Annotated in this window: 15 protein-coding genes and 1 pseudogene; 9 read left to right on the top strand and 7 right to left on the bottom strand. The window is 65.6% G+C overall.

From position 1 onward, the window contains the following. Positions 1 to 32: 32 nt before the first annotated feature. Positions 33 to 428: a MerC family mercury resistance protein gene (locus tag EO156_RS01075; protein WP_015471602.1), complete on the bottom strand. Its 396-nt coding sequence runs from the start codon at positions 426 to 428 to the stop codon at positions 33 to 35. Between the two features lie 52 nt (positions 429 to 480). On the opposite strand from EO156_RS01075, the gene EO156_RS01080 reads away from it, so the two are divergent. After that, a complete protein-coding gene (locus EO156_RS01080) occupies positions 481 to 1,806 on the top strand; it encodes a GTP-binding protein (protein ID WP_016849151.1) in 1,326 nt (441 codons plus the stop codon). 155 nt (positions 1,807 to 1,961) lie between these two features. Here EO156_RS01080 and xopR read toward each other — a convergent pair whose 3' ends face one another. Further along, positions 1,962 to 3,179: a type III secretion system effector protein XopR gene (gene xopR / locus EO156_RS24580; protein ID WP_016849150.1), complete on the bottom strand. Its 1,218-nt coding sequence runs from the start codon at positions 3,177 to 3,179 to the stop codon at positions 1,962 to 1,964. Positions 3,180 to 3,277: 98 nt separating this feature from the next. Continuing rightward, positions 3,278 to 4,153, bottom strand: a complete 876-nt coding sequence (locus EO156_RS01090; protein WP_005912317.1) for a hypothetical protein — start codon at positions 4,151 to 4,153, stop codon at positions 3,278 to 3,280. A 66-nt stretch (positions 4,154 to 4,219) separates the two neighbouring features. On the opposite strand from EO156_RS01090, the gene EO156_RS01095 reads away from it, so the two are divergent. From EO156_RS01095 to EO156_RS01120, 5 genes are all read left to right on the top strand, one after another. Further along, the gene (locus tag EO156_RS01095; protein WP_003488689.1) at positions 4,220 to 4,882 is read left to right on the top strand and encodes an alpha/beta hydrolase; all 663 of its coding nucleotides are present in this window, start codon (positions 4,220 to 4,222) and stop codon (positions 4,880 to 4,882) included. A 78-nt stretch (positions 4,883 to 4,960) separates the two neighbouring features. Beyond that, complete coding sequence (gene zapE / locus EO156_RS01100) at positions 4,961 to 6,055, top strand: cell division protein ZapE (protein WP_016849148.1); 1,095 nt, start codon at positions 4,961 to 4,963, stop codon at positions 6,053 to 6,055. A gap of 372 nt (positions 6,056 to 6,427) precedes the next feature. Beyond that, positions 6,428 to 6,889, top strand: coding sequence for a MarR family transcriptional regulator (locus EO156_RS01105; protein ID WP_005912321.1), 462 nt, complete (start codon positions 6,428 to 6,430; stop codon positions 6,887 to 6,889). Between the two features lie 99 nt (positions 6,890 to 6,988). Next, on the top strand, positions 6,989 to 7,417 hold the full coding sequence (locus EO156_RS01110) for an organic hydroperoxide resistance protein (RefSeq protein ID WP_003488682.1): 429 nt from the start codon (positions 6,989 to 6,991) through the stop codon (positions 7,415 to 7,417). Positions 7,418 to 7,696: 279 nt separating this feature from the next. After that, positions 7,697 to 8,398, top strand: a complete 702-nt coding sequence (locus EO156_RS01120) for an alpha/beta fold hydrolase (protein WP_016849146.1) — start codon at positions 7,697 to 7,699, stop codon at positions 8,396 to 8,398. A 263-nt stretch (positions 8,399 to 8,661) separates the two neighbouring features. Here EO156_RS01120 and EO156_RS01125 read toward each other — a convergent pair whose 3' ends face one another. Next, positions 8,662 to 9,525 (bottom strand): DUF2884 family protein, encoded by an 864-nt coding sequence (locus tag EO156_RS01125; RefSeq protein ID WP_026006852.1) that lies wholly within the window; start codon positions 9,523 to 9,525, stop codon positions 8,662 to 8,664. A gap of 165 nt (positions 9,526 to 9,690) precedes the next feature. On the opposite strand from EO156_RS01125, the gene EO156_RS01130 reads away from it, so the two are divergent. After that, a complete protein-coding gene (locus tag EO156_RS01130; RefSeq protein WP_003488673.1) occupies positions 9,691 to 10,107 on the top strand; it encodes a hypothetical protein in 417 nt (138 codons plus the stop codon). Positions 10,108 to 10,415: 308 nt separating this feature from the next. On the opposite strand, the pseudogene xopE reads toward EO156_RS01130, so the two are convergent. The 3 genes and pseudogenes from xopE to EO156_RS01145 form a co-directional block, all read right to left on the bottom strand. Then, positions 10,416 to 11,620, bottom strand: a pseudogene (gene xopE, locus EO156_RS01135) (XopE/AvrPphe family type III secretion system effector). A 176-nt stretch (positions 11,621 to 11,796) separates the two neighbouring features. Next, on the bottom strand, positions 11,797 to 12,825 hold the full coding sequence (locus tag EO156_RS01140) for an NADP-dependent oxidoreductase (RefSeq protein ID WP_016849144.1): 1,029 nt from the start codon (positions 12,823 to 12,825) through the stop codon (positions 11,797 to 11,799). Positions 12,826 to 12,954: 129 nt separating this feature from the next. Continuing rightward, entirely contained in the window at positions 12,955 to 13,926 is a 972-nt protein-coding gene (locus tag EO156_RS01145) for an aldo/keto reductase (protein WP_005923853.1), read from the bottom strand. Between the two features lie 234 nt (positions 13,927 to 14,160). Here EO156_RS01145 and EO156_RS01150 point away from each other — a divergent pair, with 234 nt between their 5' ends. Continuing rightward, positions 14,161 to 15,015 (top strand): class I SAM-dependent methyltransferase, encoded by an 855-nt coding sequence (locus EO156_RS01150; protein WP_016849143.1) that lies wholly within the window; start codon positions 14,161 to 14,163, stop codon positions 15,013 to 15,015. A gap of 92 nt (positions 15,016 to 15,107) precedes the next feature. Then, positions 15,108 to 15,680: a pseudouridine synthase gene (locus EO156_RS01155; RefSeq protein ID WP_016849142.1), complete on the top strand. Its 573-nt coding sequence runs from the start codon at positions 15,108 to 15,110 to the stop codon at positions 15,678 to 15,680. Positions 15,681 to 15,739: the final 59 nt, after the last annotated feature.

The raw sequence follows: 15,739 nt of genomic DNA on the forward strand, positions 1-15,739 counted from the left end.
CTCCGGCAATGGCGCTGCATGCCGACCGGTCGTTAGTTCGCGCACGCCCCATGTCGGCGACGCAGCCGCAGATTGAGCAGATGCGTGCTGGCCAGCAGCAGGCTGCCGGCGACCGTGACCGGTGTCTCCAGCGCATCGCCGGCCAGACCGCTCGCTCCAATAACCAGACCGGCCAGCCCGCACAGCGCCAGCACCCAGACCGGCGCCGGCAGCGCGTGCCGGCGGTGCGTGCTCCATAGCGCGTAGCCGCTCAGCGGCACCGCCGCTGTGGCGAACACCACATGTACCCACTCGGCCCGGCTCCAGACACCCAGCAGCGGGAGCGTGGCGGCCAGCAGCGGCAGGGCGAGGCAATGCAACAGGCACAACCCGGACAAGGCGATGGCCGAGCTGTCCAGCAGGGAGGCGGTGGCGCGCATCAGAAGCATCCGGTCGAGTAAGTGTTATATAGTAACACTTCTCTCTTGCCAGGCTCTCAGGATGTCTCTGTCCCCCCAGCGCGATGCGCGCCTTCCCGTCACCGTGTTGTCCGGCTTTCTGGGTGCGGGCAAGACCACCTTGCTCAATCGCATCCTGCACAACCGCGACGGCTTGCGGGTGGCGGTCATCGTCAACGACATGAGCGAGGTCAACATCGACGCGCAGCTGGTTCGCGAGGGCGGCGCGGCGTTGCGGCGCACCGAAGAAACGCTGGTGGAATTCAGTAACGGCTGCATCTGCTGCACGCTGCGCGACGATTTGCTGCAGGAAGTGCGGCGGCTGGCCGAGCAGGGCCGCTACGACTATCTGCTGATCGAATCGACCGGTATTGCCGAGCCGATGCCGGTGGCGGCCACCTTCGCGGTGCGCGATGCCGATGGTTTCAGCCTGTCGGACATCGCCCGGCTCGACACCATGGTGACGGTGGTGGACGGCAGCCGTTTCCTGGAGGATTTCGGCTCGGCTGCCACGCTGGCCGACCTGGGCCAGCAAGCCGGCCCGGACGACACGCGCGGGCTGGTGCAGTTGCTGGGCGAACAGGTGGAGTTCGCCGATGTGCTGGTGATCAGCAAGTGCGACCGCAGCGACGCGCAGCAGCTGCAACGCCTTCGCGCCGTGCTGCGTGCGCTCAACCGCGACGCGGCAATTGTGGATGCCGCGCACGGGCAAGTGCCGCTGCAGCAGCTGCTGGACACCGGGCGTTTCGATTTCACCCGTGCGCAGCTGGCGCCGGGCTGGATGCAGGAACTGCGCGGCCAGCACACCCCCGAGACCCAGGAATACGGCATCAGCAGCTTCGTGTACCGCGCGCGCCGGCCATTCCATCCACAGCGCTTCGCGCGCATGGTGCACAGCGGCTTGCCGCAGGTGATCCGCAGCAAGGGCTTCTTCTGGCTGGCCAGCCGCATGGATTGGGTGGGCGAACTGTCCAGCGTGGGCGGCGCCACCCAGACCAGCGCGGCCGGGTTCTGGTTCGCTGCGCGCCACCGTGTCGATGCGCAGGCAGTCGGCCAGCCGCTGCAGACCAGCATCACGCCGCTGCCCTACACCGATATCGGCTGGCAGCGGCAACAGACGCAGTGCTGGACCGCGCCACTGCCGCAACCGCACGAGGTCGGCGATGCCAGCGAATACGCCGCGATGCAGCGACTGTGGCATCCGCTCTGGGGCGATCGCCGTCAGGAGCTGGCGGTGATCGGCGTGGACATGGATGCATCGCGCACACGCGCTGCGCTGGACGCGTGCCTGCTCAGCGATCAGGAACTACGGCAAGGGCCGGCGCAATGGCAACTGCTGGACGACCCGTTCCCGCACTGGGCGCGGTAACAGCGCACTGCAGCTGCTTGCCAAGCAAGTCGACGCCATCGCCAGCCTCATCGAGCTGGCGACACTGCAGTTTGAGGTCAGTGGCAACCGCCGAGGCCTGCGCGGGCGCTGGCGGTCCGCGTATGCTTTGCGCGCAACTATTACCTGTTCAATCCTCAGTAATAACCGTTGTCGATCGCCTCCTGATGGGCGTCACGCTCACTCTGCTCGGACAGCGCACGCTCTTGCGCCGTCGTGGGGATGGTGTCCATCAAGCGTGGCGCACCCATCCGATGCAGTTGTTCGTCGGTTTGCCTGACCATGTCTCGCAGTGCCAGCACGTTGGTATAGCCCTGCATCATGCGTTCCAGGCGCCGGATCTTGTCGGGTGGAGCACCGCTTTCCTTCAATGACTCCAGGCGCCGCTGCGCGCGTACGAAATACACTTGCATCTTGGTCATGTCGATATTTTCGCGACGGACCGCAAGCAATGCATGGCGATTGGACTGCATCACATCCCGTTGGACCATGGCTAGCCGATTGCTGGTGGTCTTCGGCGCGGCGATCTTCTCCAATGGCGCCAGCGCCGCCAACATTCCATCGAGCTGCCGATCGCGTACGGCGTCGCGCTCGGCGATCAGGGCCGCACGCATCTCGAACACCGACCTCTCCTCCGGGCCAGGCGCCCGACGCTCTTTGTGGAGGCGCCGACCGATGTGATGGCACTGCTCGTTGAGCGCGGCCAATTCCAGATTCATGATGCGCACGGGGCGTAGCCGCCTGGACGGCGAGGGCGGAGCCGGTGTCGCCGCTTTCGGGGACGCAGTCGGTGCCGGCCGCGAGGGGCGCATCGGCTGTTGCGGCTGCCATACCTGATCGCGCCTGGCTAAGCTTGGAACGCGCTGTTGCGGCAGTTCCTCAGGGCCGCCCTGACGTTGCTGAAAGCGTTCTGCCGCACGTGCCGCCGACAGCGGTTGCGGCGGTGGTGCTGCCGTGTGCATCGGCACACGACTGCGCGGCGGAGGCATCGCATCGGGCGTCTGCCATCGCGCATCGACGCCAGCCTGCGGTACCGGTGGACGCTGGTTCTCGCCTCGCCTGGCAGCGTTCGGTGCGGGTGTGGCCAGCGCAGGCTGGCTCTGCGCTATTTTTGTGGCTGGCGCTCCCAAGCACATCGACGGCAACTGTTTGCGTAGCGTCGCAAGCGACTTGCGCGCCGATGCCAGCATGCCTTGCCGCGATTTGGCCGCGCCTTGCGCGGTGCCGGCCTTGGGCGCGTGAGACAGCGAGTGCAGCGACGGCGTCGCCGCGGTCATTGTCGTGTCGCTGGTCGCCGGATTGAGCGGCTCCGGAGCAACCGGATGAGTGCTGCGAAAGAACGAAGTCAGGCGCATCACAAACTCCCGCGGGAATGCACGCTCATGCTAGCGACCGCCAACCGGCGCGGAAGGCCGATGGCGAACCGGCGTCGCGTAGGCCGAACGCGTGATCCTCAACCCAGACGTATTCCCCAGGCGATCGCCGCGATGGCCGGTGCGGCCAGTGCCAGCCCCAACCAGCCGCGCAGGCCCAGGCGTTCGGCAAATCCCAACTTGCCGACCAGTGCACCCAACACGACGACGCCCAGATTCATGCTGGCAAAAACGGTCGCCGGGCTGTGCGGCAGCACCTGGTGGGCACGTACGTAACAGAGGATGTTGCCGAAATTGAGCGCACCCAACAGCACGCCGGCAAGCATGCTGCGGGTGCTCGGGCGTGCACCACGCGCCCAACGCACGCTCTGCACGCCAAGCATCAGCAAAAAGGCCAGTGCAAAACACAAGGTCAACGAGGTCAGCGATGGTGTCCCGGCCTGCGCGATGTGCTTGAGCAACAGGTCGATGAGCGCAAAGCCCATCCAGACGCCAACCAGCCAGGGCAGGCCGGTTGTGCTCGGCAGCGGATCGGTCGCCACGTGCTGACGGGGGCGTCGCACGATGCACGCGATGGCCACCATGCCCAGCGCCAGCCCTGCCAGTTTCCAGCCATTGACCGGTTCGCCGAAAACGGTGAAGGCTGCGGCCAACGAAAGCACCAACGACAAACGTTGCGCAACATCGGTACGTACGATGCCGGCCACCGCGACCGACCGCGCCAGCACCAGGAAGATGGAGGGCAGCGCCACGGCCAGCAGCAGCAACGCCACCCAGGGAGCGGTCGTGGAGCGCAGCGTGTCCAGCGCAGGATGCAGGATCAGCCAGGCCAGGAGTGCGGCAGTGGCGTAGTTCCAGGTAATGGCCTGAAACACGTCGATCCGGTGGCGTGGCGCAAGCTTCAACAGCACCGACACCAGGACACTGCAGACAACGGCAAACAGCAGGAAATGCATGGGCAACGCAACGAAGTGTGCAGGCAGGGCGATGAACGCGGCCGGCGGGGCGGCTATTATGCAGGCATGTCCAATCCCTCATTCCCCACCGAATCGGCTGCGTTGACCTTGGAAGGGCCGGTTGGCCCACTGGATGTCGCGGTCGATCTGCCCGAGCCGGATGTTGCCGCGCACGCGGTCACCGCCATCTTCTGCCATCCGCTCTCCACCGAGGGCGGCAGCATGCACAACAAGGTCGTCACCATGGCGGCGCGCGCACTGCGCGAGCTGGGCATCACCGTGGTGCGCTTCAATTTCCGCAGCGTCGGCAATTCGGCCGGCGCATTCGACCATGGGGTTGGCGAGCAGGACGATCTGCGTGCGGTTGCCGAGTGGGTGCGTGCGCAGCAGCCAGGCCACACCTTGTGGTTGGGCGGTTTCAGCTTCGGCGCGTATGTCGCGTTGCGCGCCGCCGGCTCGCTGCAACCGCAGGTGCTGATCTCGATCGCGCCGCCGGCCGGGCGCTGGGATTTCAGCGACATCCAGCCGCCGGCGCAATGGTTGGTGATCCAGGGCGATGCCGACGAGATCGTCGACCCGCAAGCGGTCTACGACTGGCTGGAAACGCTGGAGCAGCAACCCGAGCTGGTGCGCATGCCCGACACCAGCCATTTCTTCCACCGCAAATTGATCGACCTGCGCGGTGCGATCCAGCATGGTGTCCGGCGCTGGTTGCCGGCCGCAGTCTGACCGCGGCACGGCCCACGCGTATCGCCCGGCGATGCGCTGTTGAGCGGTCCTGGCGACAGCCGGCCCGCGGAGAATGCAATGAGTGAGATGACCCCGTCGCAGCGCTACGCCGCCGGCGTACAACGCGGCGACTGGCGCGCCGACCCTGCGCAGCAGGCGGCCCTGGCGGAGCTGGACCGCATCCACGAGGCGCTGGTGGACAGCGCGCAGGATGGATGGCTGGACCGGCTGTCGGCATTCTGGAAGAAGCCCGAGCCGGTACGCGGCTTGTACTTCTGGGGCGGTGTCGGGCGCGGCAAGACCTTTCTGGTCGATCTGTTCTACGACGGCCTGCCGATCGAGCAGAAATACCGCACCCACTTCCACCGTTTCATGCGCGGCGTGCACGAGCAGTTGCGCGAGCACGCCGGTCAAAGCGATCCGCTGGCACGCATCGCCCAACAGTGGCGCGAGAACCTGCGCGTGCTGGTGCTGGACGAATTCTTCGTTACCGATATCGGCGATGCGATGCTGCTGGCACGCTTGCTCGAACGCCTGTTCGCCGAAGGGGTGACGCTGGTGACCACGTCCAACACCGCGCCGGAAAACCTCTATGCCAACGGCTTGCAGCGCGACAGTTTCATGCCGGCGATCGGGTTGCTGCAGAAGTTCTGCGTGGAGCTTTACGCGGAAGGCACCGAGGATTACCGCATGCGCGCGCTGACGCGCTCGCCGGTGTATCGCGCGCCGTTGGATGCGCAGGCCGACGATTGGCTTGCGCAGCGTTGGGCCGAGTTGAGCGGCAACGCCGAAGCGCGCGCCGGCAATATCGACATCGAGGCGCGCAAGATTCCGGTGCGCGCACGCGGCAAGAGCATCGCCTGGTTCGATTTTGCTGCGCTCTGCGAAGGCCCGCGCGGTCCCAGCGACTACATCGAGATTGCGCGCGAGTTCACCACCGTGTTGCTGGGCGGCATCCCGCACTTCGACCGCATGAACGAAGACGCCGCGCGCCGCTTCGTCAACCTGATCGACGAGCTGTACGACCGCCATGTCAATCTGGTCTGCACCGCGCAGGACGCGCCGCCGGCCTTGTACAGCGGCCAGCGCCTGGCCGGTGCGTTCGAGCGCACCGCTTCGCGCCTGATCGAAATGCAGAGCGCGGAGTATCTGGCAACGGCGCATCGCGCGTAAGCCGGTCATCGGATAGGCGAGGACCTGTGCGATTGCCATTGCCGTGCATGTGCGGTGGTGGCACTGCACTGCCGGCAGAGTGATCGCTCAACATCGCTGACGACGATAGTCGGCGTCGTTGCTGGTGCGTCTTTCCAATTCCTTCGTGGATCCAATGAGGCGCCGCGGGCGCTGCCGTGCGTATCCGGCGATCGCGATACGTGCCGCCGCCATGTCCCGGGCGGCTATGGCATCTCCCCCCAGCGCTGCTCCTGCAACGCCACTGCGAGGTCGCAGTGCCAGTCCAAGTCGGAAGTCCCGACGGAAAAACGCCGAGCAGGCACCGCAAATAAATCGCTTGCAATTAGATCGTGTGCTATGTAAATTGCAGCCATGGACACCGCCACAGCCACCACTGCCCGCACCGATGCACTGCTGCAGCTCGATAACCAGCTGTGCTTCGCGTTGTATTCGGCCAACCTGGCGATGCACAAGCTCTACCGCGGCTTGCTGAAGGCGCTGGATCTGACCTACCCGCAGTACCTGGTCATGCTGGTGCTGTGGGAGACCGACGAACGCAGCGTGTCGGAGATCGGCGAGCGCCTGTATCTGGATTCGGCCACGCTGACACCGTTGCTCAAGCGCCTGCAGGCGGCCGGGTTGGTGACCCGTACGCGTGCGGCCAACGACGAGCGCCAGGTCATCATCGCGCTGACCGAGACCGGCCGTGCGTTGCGCAGCAAGGCTGGCGCCGTACCGGAACAGGTGTTTTGTGCATCGGCCTGTTCGTTGGACGAACTGCGTCAACTCAAGCAGGAATTGGAGAAGCTACGCTCCAGCCTTGGCGCCGGGTGAGCTCCTGGCGTGCCGCTCGGTTTTGCAACATGTCGTACACGATTCAATCGGCAACTATTGATCCCTCATGCGCCCTAGCGCTCACTCTGGAGAACCACCATGGCCTCACCTGAAAAAGTCCTCTACACCGCCCACGCCACTGCCACCGGCGGCCGCGAAGGCCGTGCCGTGTCCTCGGACAAGGCGCTGGACGCCAAGCTGTCCACCCCGCGCGAGCTCGGCGGCGCCGGCGGCGACGGCACCAACCCCGAGCAGCTGTTCGCAGCCGGCTACGCTGCCTGCTTCATCGGCGCAATGAAGGCCGTGGCCGCCCAGGACAAGCTCAAGCTGCCGGGCGAAGTGAGCATCGACAGCAGCGTCGGCATCGGCCAGATCCCGGGCGGCTTCGGCATCGTGGTGGAACTGCGTATCGCCGTGCCGGGCATGGACAAGGCCGAACTGCAGACGCTGGTCGACAAGGCCCATCAGGTCTGCCCGTACTCCAATGCGACCCGCGGCAATATCGACGTCACCCTGACCCTGGCCTGATCCACGCCAGCATCGCCACGCGCAACACGTGGTGGAGTCAGCAACGGCCCGGCGCATGCGTCGGGCCGTTGTGTTGCAGCAGGCGGCGCTGCCCTGAACAGCGCAGGCGATCGGCATCGCGGTGCCAGCACTGACTGGCATGCGCATCGACCTTGGCATACCGGCCGATGCGGCCCACGTCAGGGTGCGCCTGCGCGGGCTGGCGATGGGCGTCGCTGCCCGGCACACTGTTGCGATGACGGTACCTGCTTCTGCGACCCCGGTCGGACCTTCCTGCGCATGAGCGCACCGCGTCCCACCTTGTTGCTGCTCCCCGGCCTGCTCAACGATGCGCAGTTGTGGCAAGCGCAGCGCGTCGCGTTGGCCGACGTCGCCGATTGCGTGGTCGGCGACATCACCCAGGGCGACAGCATGCGTGCGCTGGCAATGCAGCTGCTGGCGCAGATGCCGCTGCGTTTTGCATTGGCCGGATTTTCGTTGGGCGGCTACGTCGCGCAGGAGATCCTGCGCATCGCGCCGGAGCGTGTGGAGCGGCTGGCCTTGCTGGACACTTCCGCACGTGCCGATCCGCCCGAGCGTGCGGCGCAGCGGCGCGCGCAGGAAGCGAGCGTGCGTGGCGCCAATGCCTTCCACGGGTTCGGCGAGCGGCTGCTGCGCCACTACGTGCATCCCTCGCGCTGGCAGGACGAGGCCTTGCTGGAGCGGGCGCGTGACATGACCCAGCGCCTGGGCGTGGAGGTGTTCCTGCGGCAGAACCGGCTGCAGCGGGAAGACGGCCGCGCGTTGCTGCGCGCCTATCCCGGTCCGTTGCTGGTGCTATGCGGCCAGGGCGATGCGATCACTCCGCCTGCATTGCATGAGGAAATGGCCGCACTAGCTGCACACGCGCGTCTGGTGCAGGTGCCTGCGTGTGGCCACTTGTCGCCGCTGGAGCAGCCGCAGGCGGTGTCGGACGCACTGCGGGAATGGCTGCTCGCCTGACGCTGTAACCACCGAGCTGAGGCGGCCATGCCGTGGCCATGCGGCAGGATGGCGTCGGCCAGTGCGCGAGGCTCTGAACCGGCGGTTGGGGGTGGTGATCGGCGCGCCATCGGCCGATGCAATGCATGCCTTGATGCATGCAAGCTGTCGTGCCCAGTCACGGTGGCCATCCTGCCGCAGCGAGCCGTTGTGATGCGAGCCGTTATGAAGCCGGCGTTGTGCTGCCATCTGGCCTGCAAGGCCGCTTGCGCTGCAGCGCGAGGTCAACGCGCGGCTGTCGCCACAGCGCTGGACACGGCTGCATCGGCATCGTGTTTCTGCTGATGCGTGTTGAGTTCCAGCATCTGCAGCCGCTCGCCCTGGAAGCGATAGTCCAGCGCCTGCTGCACCCCGTACAGCGCCTGCGCCTGCGTGCACAGCGTCTGTGCCTGTGCTTCCAGCGCATCGCTGCGCGCCTGCATCCGCTGTTCCATCTGCGCGTCCAGTTCCGTACCGCGGCGCTCCAACTGTGCAGTGCGCCCGGTCATGACCGTCCACAGCACGCTGCGGGTCAGGCTACCGGCCAGTGCTTCGGCGGCTTGTTCGACGTGGGCTTCGAAGCGCTCGTCGAACAACGCTTGCTCCCACCGCCCACGCCCGAGGCTGCCATCGACCTGTGCTCGTGCGGCTGTGCGTAGCTGCTCCACCTTGCGCTGCAGGCGCGCGCTGCCGGACAGCACGTGCACCACGCCGTTCAGCGCATCGAAGGTGATGTCGACCACCGACTGGGCGATCGACGCCACTGCCGGCATCAGCGCGCGCGTGCCTTGCTCCAGTTCGCGCAGGCGTTGCGCGTCGGCGGCGCTGACCGGCTGCGGCTGGCGGTCCACGTTGAGCTCGCCACCGTGGAAAAAGATCTCGCGCGGCAGGCCCTGCTTGCGGCGCAGCCAGATGCCGCCGGTGTCTGCCAGCACGTCGTAGGAAGTGCTGACATCGCATCGCTGCGAGGACAGCCGCGGGGCTGTGGTCTGGGCCTGCGCGGCGCAGGCCACCAGCAGCCACAACGGTGCGAGGAACACGGGACTGCGCATGAGGCTGGCCCTGGAATCGGGGCCTGCAGCATTGCGCACGGCGCAGGACGTCGCCATGGGCAGGAAGTCAGGGTGCCGGTGGTGCACGCGATGGCAGACGCTTGTCGCGAAGCGTGAACCCGGTCGAGCATCGGCGCAGTGACAGCATTCAAACGACTAGCTCACTTGATTCTCACGACCGATGGTGTGAATTATGTTGCACAGCAGCATCGGAGCCGCACAATGCTCGACCCACGCATCGAAAAGGTAGACCTGGCGCTTACCGAGATTGCCCAGGACCCATCGGAAAAGGTGGCATTGTGGCAATGGGCATGCCGCGAGATGCTGCACGAGACGTTGATCGGCATGCACCAGCTTTCGCACTTGGCCGGCATCGCAAGGCAGGTGGCCAACGACTGGCGCGAGCCGGTGGATGTCATCGCTCCTGCAAAGCCCTACCTGGCCGCATCTGCGCTTGCCGATCGCCGTCTGCCGCAGGTGCTCGACGGCCTGGGCAGCACGCACGACGACAACGACCGCGCCACCTTATGGCGGCTGCGTTACGCGAGCCTGATCGCTTCGACCTTGCAAGGCATGCAGGCGCTTGCGGAAAAGCATCGCATCGACCGTCAGGCGATGGCGATCGGGTCGTTGAACTAGCGGCGATCGGTCCGCACCTCGCGGTTATGTGTCTTGCACGTGGGTAACAGCTGACGCTTGCGCGTCCGTTCAAAGGCGCATCTCACCGGGCAGCATTACCGGATCATCTTCAACCCGAGGTTTCTACACGGGCCGTGCATCACGACACGGTCTTGCGCACAGGTTGCCGGTGCCGCGCAGCCGAATTCCGCCGTCTCCCAACAACGTATCGCGCAGCAAAGGTGTTCGGCGGGCCGCCATCAGCCCATCAGGCCGATGACAGCTTACCGCTGAACGATAGGCAGCTGTTCGCCTGATCGAAGAGGCGTTCATCTCGCCACCGTGACAGGCGGGCGCCACCGCTTCGATACCAGAAAGCCTGCCTTGCATTGGTCCGGGCACTGGTGACAAAACGCTTCAGCCTTGTGTGAGAAGTTGGCGCCCAGCTCAAGGGAGGGCGACCCAGGGCATCCAGGCGCGCTGCGTCTTTCAGGATCGCTGTCGTCGTGCGCGGCGAGATGGGCTGTGCGTCATCCAGGCCGTAGGCTTGCCGCGCCGCATCGGCGGCCAGCGCTTTACGCGTCCGCGGCGATAACTCTTGCAGCCTTTGACGCGTACGTTGGACCAGGTCGGGAGCGATGACCGGCGTCGAGGCATAGATCTTGCCAGGTACGGGCGGGGTGCGAACGACGCTCTCCACGCCGCGCAGATGTGCATGGAACTCGGTTTGCGGATCCTCGATTTCGGCTTGCAATGCGCGGGTCCTGGCCAGCGCATCGATCGCACCCGGCTTGTCGAAGCGCTCAATCGGATACGTGGATGTGCGGTGGTATGTTCCGGCCCAGCGCGAATCCCTGAGTAGAACCGCCGGACCATCGGACCACGAGTCGAGAACGACGGCCGAGTCATCCGCCTCTGCCGAGCCTGGGGGCTGGTACAGCGCATACATATGGGCGCACGCTTCGTCACAGACGTTCGTTATCTGCCCGCCACCTTCCATGCGGACCGCATGCCGGCGTGTGTTGACCGCTGCGTTTTGGTCGCAATTGCCTGCGCCGACAGCCAGCGCGCAACCTGCCATCAAATCGATGTCATGTTTCCCGGGCCAGTAAGACAGGAAACTGTAAGACAGGTAACTACAGGTGGAGCTGCGCCCATCGCTGAGCCGAAAATCGCTCTCGATATTGCCTCGTCCATGGTGCAAGGCCAGCCGTGTCTCGTGCACCGTCGCCGTGGCGTCGGCCAGGCGTTGACGGTCGCGAACGTCTTCGATGGGTCTGCCGCTGAGACGCATTCCGAGTTGGTAGGCGGCCTGCTGGACTTCGTGCGGCTGCAGGGTCGGTTTCCCAGAACGCCCCCGCCTCGCACGGGGAACGCAGCGTGTCAGCAAGCCCTGCAGGCTAGGCGGCACCGACGTCTCGGGAACGGAAGGCGTGTGGGGGGTAACCTGCTCTGAGGCAGGGTTTGGATGTTGCTCAGGTGACGCTGCCACGCTCGACCCTGACGTCGCCGGCTTTGAAACGCATAGTCCCATGTCGCTCTCCGATCATGACCCTGGCGTCAAGTTTGGCAAGCAGCGCTGCGAACGTTGTTGGTTCACCGAAGTCATGTGTGGGATCACGAATGACTGGCGCTGGCGCCCCGCTCATCGCATTGCCTTGGAATGGAGATCGCAAGAGCGAGCGGGTGCGAGGAGCGCGGCGACTATCGCTAGGCGAGAGCGACGACGGCCTTGCCGAAGTTCTTGCCGCGTAGCACGTCGATCAGGCCCTGCGGTGCGCTGTCCAGGCCGTGCAGCACGTGCTCGCGGTACTGAATTTTGTCTTCGCGCAGCCACTGGCCCATTTCGCGCAGGAAGGCAGGCATCAGGCGGATGAAATCGTGCTGGATGAAGCCGCGCACCGTCAGGCGTTTACGCAGCACCTGGCCCATGAAGTCGGGCAGGCGATCCGGGCCGGGGTGGGCTTGCCCGCGGCTGTTGTAGGTCGCGATCACGCCGCAGACCGGGATGCGTGCGAAGTCGTTGAGCTGCGGCAGCACCGCATCGAACACCTTGCCACCCACGTTTTCGAAATAGATGTCGATGCCGTCAGGGGTTGCGGCGTGCAACTGCTCTGCAAAGTCGTCGGCGCGGTGGTCCAGCGCCACATCCACATGTAGCGTGTCACGCAGATAACGTACTTTTTCCGCGCCACCGGCAATGGCGACCACGCGCAGGCCCTGCAGGCGTGCCAGCTGCGCCACCGTGGCGCCGACCGGGCCGCTGGCGGCAGCGACCACCAGCGTTTCGCCGGGCTGTGGCTTACCGATTTCATGCAGGCCCGCATACGCGGTAAAGCCAGGCATGCCATACACGCCGAGCGCGGTGCTCAGTGGCAGGCTGTCGTCCTTGGGCAGCTTGCGCAAGGGTGTTGTCGGGGTCAGCAGGCTATGCGTCTGCCAGCCGCCGGGCAGCACCAACAGATCGCCAGGATGATAGTCGGCGTGATTGGACGCGATGACTTCGCCAACGGTGCCGCCTTCCATTACGGCATCGATGGCCACTGGCGCGGCGTAGGAGGGGCCTTCGTCCATGCGGCCACGCATATACGGGTCCAGCGACAGGAAGCGATTGCGGACCAGAATCTGATCGTGCCCGGTCGGTGCGACGGGGACCTCTTCGATGCGAAAGTTGTCCGCGCTGGGTTCTCCGTGCGGGCGCGATGCCAGTACGATGCGGCGGTTGATGATGGACGTCATGGGAAATGGCTCGCAAACGGTCCGCGCATGCGCGGTCGGGTGAGCACGGCCGCTGATGCGGCTGCGCGGGGGAGCGCCGTCACGGGCGCAGTGCGTGTACGGCAACGACGCGACATGCCCACTGATGTACTAGCGGGGTGCTGATGACTCCGGCGCGCTGGCGCTGTCGAGTTGCGCAATCTGATCGGCACTGAGCGCCACGCGTGCGGCTGCCAGCACATCGTGCAATTGGGTCACGCTGGTGGCGCTGACGATCGGCGCGGTCAGGCCGGGGCGCGCGATCAGCCAGGCCAGCGCGATCTGGGCAGGCGTGGCGTTGTGCGTCACGGCCAGATCGTCCAGCGCCTGCAGGATGCGCAGGCCACGCGGGTTGACGTACTGCTTGACCACCGATGCACCGCGTGCGCTGCTCTTTCCGGCATCGTCTGCGCTGCGATATTTGCCGGTGAGAAAGCCGCTTGCCAGCGAGTAGTAGCTGATCACGCCCAGCTCGCGCTCGCGCACCAGGGGCTCCAGTTCGGCTTCGTAACTGGCGCGATCGTACAGGTTGTATTCCGGCTGCAGGCTTTCGTAGCGCGGCAGTTTGTACTGCTCGGAAATATCCAACGCATCGCGCAGGCGCGCGGCGCTGTAGTTGGACGCGCCGATCGCACGCACCTTGCCTTGCTCGATCAGGCGGCCGAACGCGGCCAGCGTGGCTTCCAGCGGAATCGATTCGTCGTCTTCGTGCGCCTGGTATAGATCGATCACATCGGTCTGCAGACGCGTCAGCGAATCTTCCACTGCTGCTGCGATGTTGTCCGGCGATAGACCGGGATGCTCGCTCCATTTGGCCACCTTGGTGGCGATCAGCACCTTGTCGCGCTTCCCGCTGCGCGCAAGCCAGCGGCCGATGATGGTTTCCGATTCGCCGCCGCGATTGCCGGGCACCCACCCGGAGTAAGCATCGGCCGTATCGATGAGATTGAAGCCGGCATCCACGAATGCATCGAGCAAGGCGAACGAGGTCGCCTCATCGGCGCTCCAGCCGAACACATTGCCGCCGAAGACGATTGGTTGAACCTGTAGGCCGGAGCGGCCGAGTGCGCGGGGTTGGGTCATCGTGGATGCTCCTGATTCGAACTGGCGACAGGATAGTCACGCACACCGATGTTGCGTGTGACATCTGCGTGGATTCAGCGTTCCGCCGATCGTCCCCAGCAGCTCACAGGATCTGAACATATGGGCGACGGGACGCCGTAACCGGCCTTGCGCGAATGCACGACGGGCAGATGGCAGGCAGGCCCTGGAGCGCATGCTAGGCTCGCGCTACTTTTCCCGGATGAGGGTGCTGCGATGATCCGCAACAAACTGGCCTGTGCATGTGTGATGGGTGTGGTGGTGGCGATGAGCGCGCCGCTGGCGATGGCGGTAAAGCCAGCCGATAGCGCGACCTTGCCGGCGCCCGACGCCGCATTGCAGGCGGCCATCGATGGCAACTGGCGCGACCGCGTGTACGTGCAGCGCGACCAATATCGCCACCCTGGCCAGACGCTGGCGTTCTTTGGCATCAAGCCGACCCAGACCGTCATCGAAATTACGCCGGGCGGCGGCTGGTATTCGGAAATCCTGGCACCGTACCTGCGCGAACAGGGCAAGTACGTGGCCGCCGTGGTCGACCCGGCGTCGGCACCGGAAGGTCGCAGCCGCGAGTACGCGCAGCGTGCGCGCGACGAGCTGGAGAAGAAGTTCCATGCCAAGCCGGAGGTGTATGGCAAGCCGTCGCTGGTGTCGTATGTTCCCAAGTCTCCGTCCTTCGGCGTGGACAACTCCGCCGACCTGGTGCTGACCTTCCGCAACGTGCACAACTGGCGCATGGCCGGCACTGCCGAGGCGATGTTCGCCGGCTTCTACAAGGTGCTCAAGCCCGGTGGCGTGCTCGGCGTGGTCGAACATCGCGCCAAGGCCGATGTGCCGGCCGACGACAAGAGCGGCTACGTTGGCCAGGCACAGGTGATTGCAATGGTCGAAGCCGCCGGTTTCACCCTGGTTGGCAAGAGCGAGGTCAACGCCAACCCGCGCGACACCAAGGATTACCCAGGCGGTGTGTGGACGCTGCCGCCCAGCAACAGCCATGACAAGGCCGACGATGCCAAGTACCAGGCCATCGGCGAGAGCGACCGCATGACCTTGAAGTTCGTCAAGCGCTGACGCAGACCTGCATGCCGGCGCGTTGCGCGTGTCGGCATGCAGATGTTTGACGGCATCGGGTTCGTGCAGCGCGTCGCGCAACAGGATTGGCAATGTTGGTGTTGTTGAACAAACCTTACGGTGTGCTCTCGCAATTCAGCGACCGCTCGCAGCCGCCCAAGCGCACGCTGGCCGAATTCGGCTTGCCGCCCGATGTCTATGCCGCAGGCCGTCTGGACCATGACAGCGAAGGCTTGCTGGTGCTGACCGACGACGGTGCATTGGCGCATCGGCTGACCGACCCGCGCCATAAACAGCCCAAGACGTACTGGGTACAAGTCGAAGGCGCGCCACAAGCCGAACACCTGCAGGCATTGCGCGACGGGGTGGTGCTCAACGATGGCCCCACCCGGCCGGCACAGGTGCGCATGCTCGACCCGGCACCGCAGCTGTGGCCGCGCGATCCACCGGTGCGCGTGCGCAAGACGGTGCCCGATGCCTGGCTGGAGCTGCAGATCACCGAAGGCCGCAACCGGCAGGTGCGGCGCATGACCGCAGCGGTGGGCTTGCCGACCTTGCGCCTGGTGCGCGTGGCCATCGGCGATTGGCGGCTGGACGCGCTTGCGCCCGGGCAGTGGCGCGCTGAAGCAACAACCAACGCACGGCCGAGTCGGAGCCGGCGCTGAACCGACGCGCACGCGGTGTGCGAACCGACGGCATCAGCACCGGCCGCGCGTGCCTGGCG

The organism is Xanthomonas sp. DAR33341 (assembly GCF_003992815.1).
GTDB classification, from domain to species: domain Bacteria; phylum Pseudomonadota; class Gammaproteobacteria; order Xanthomonadales; family Xanthomonadaceae; genus Xanthomonas; species Xanthomonas cissicola.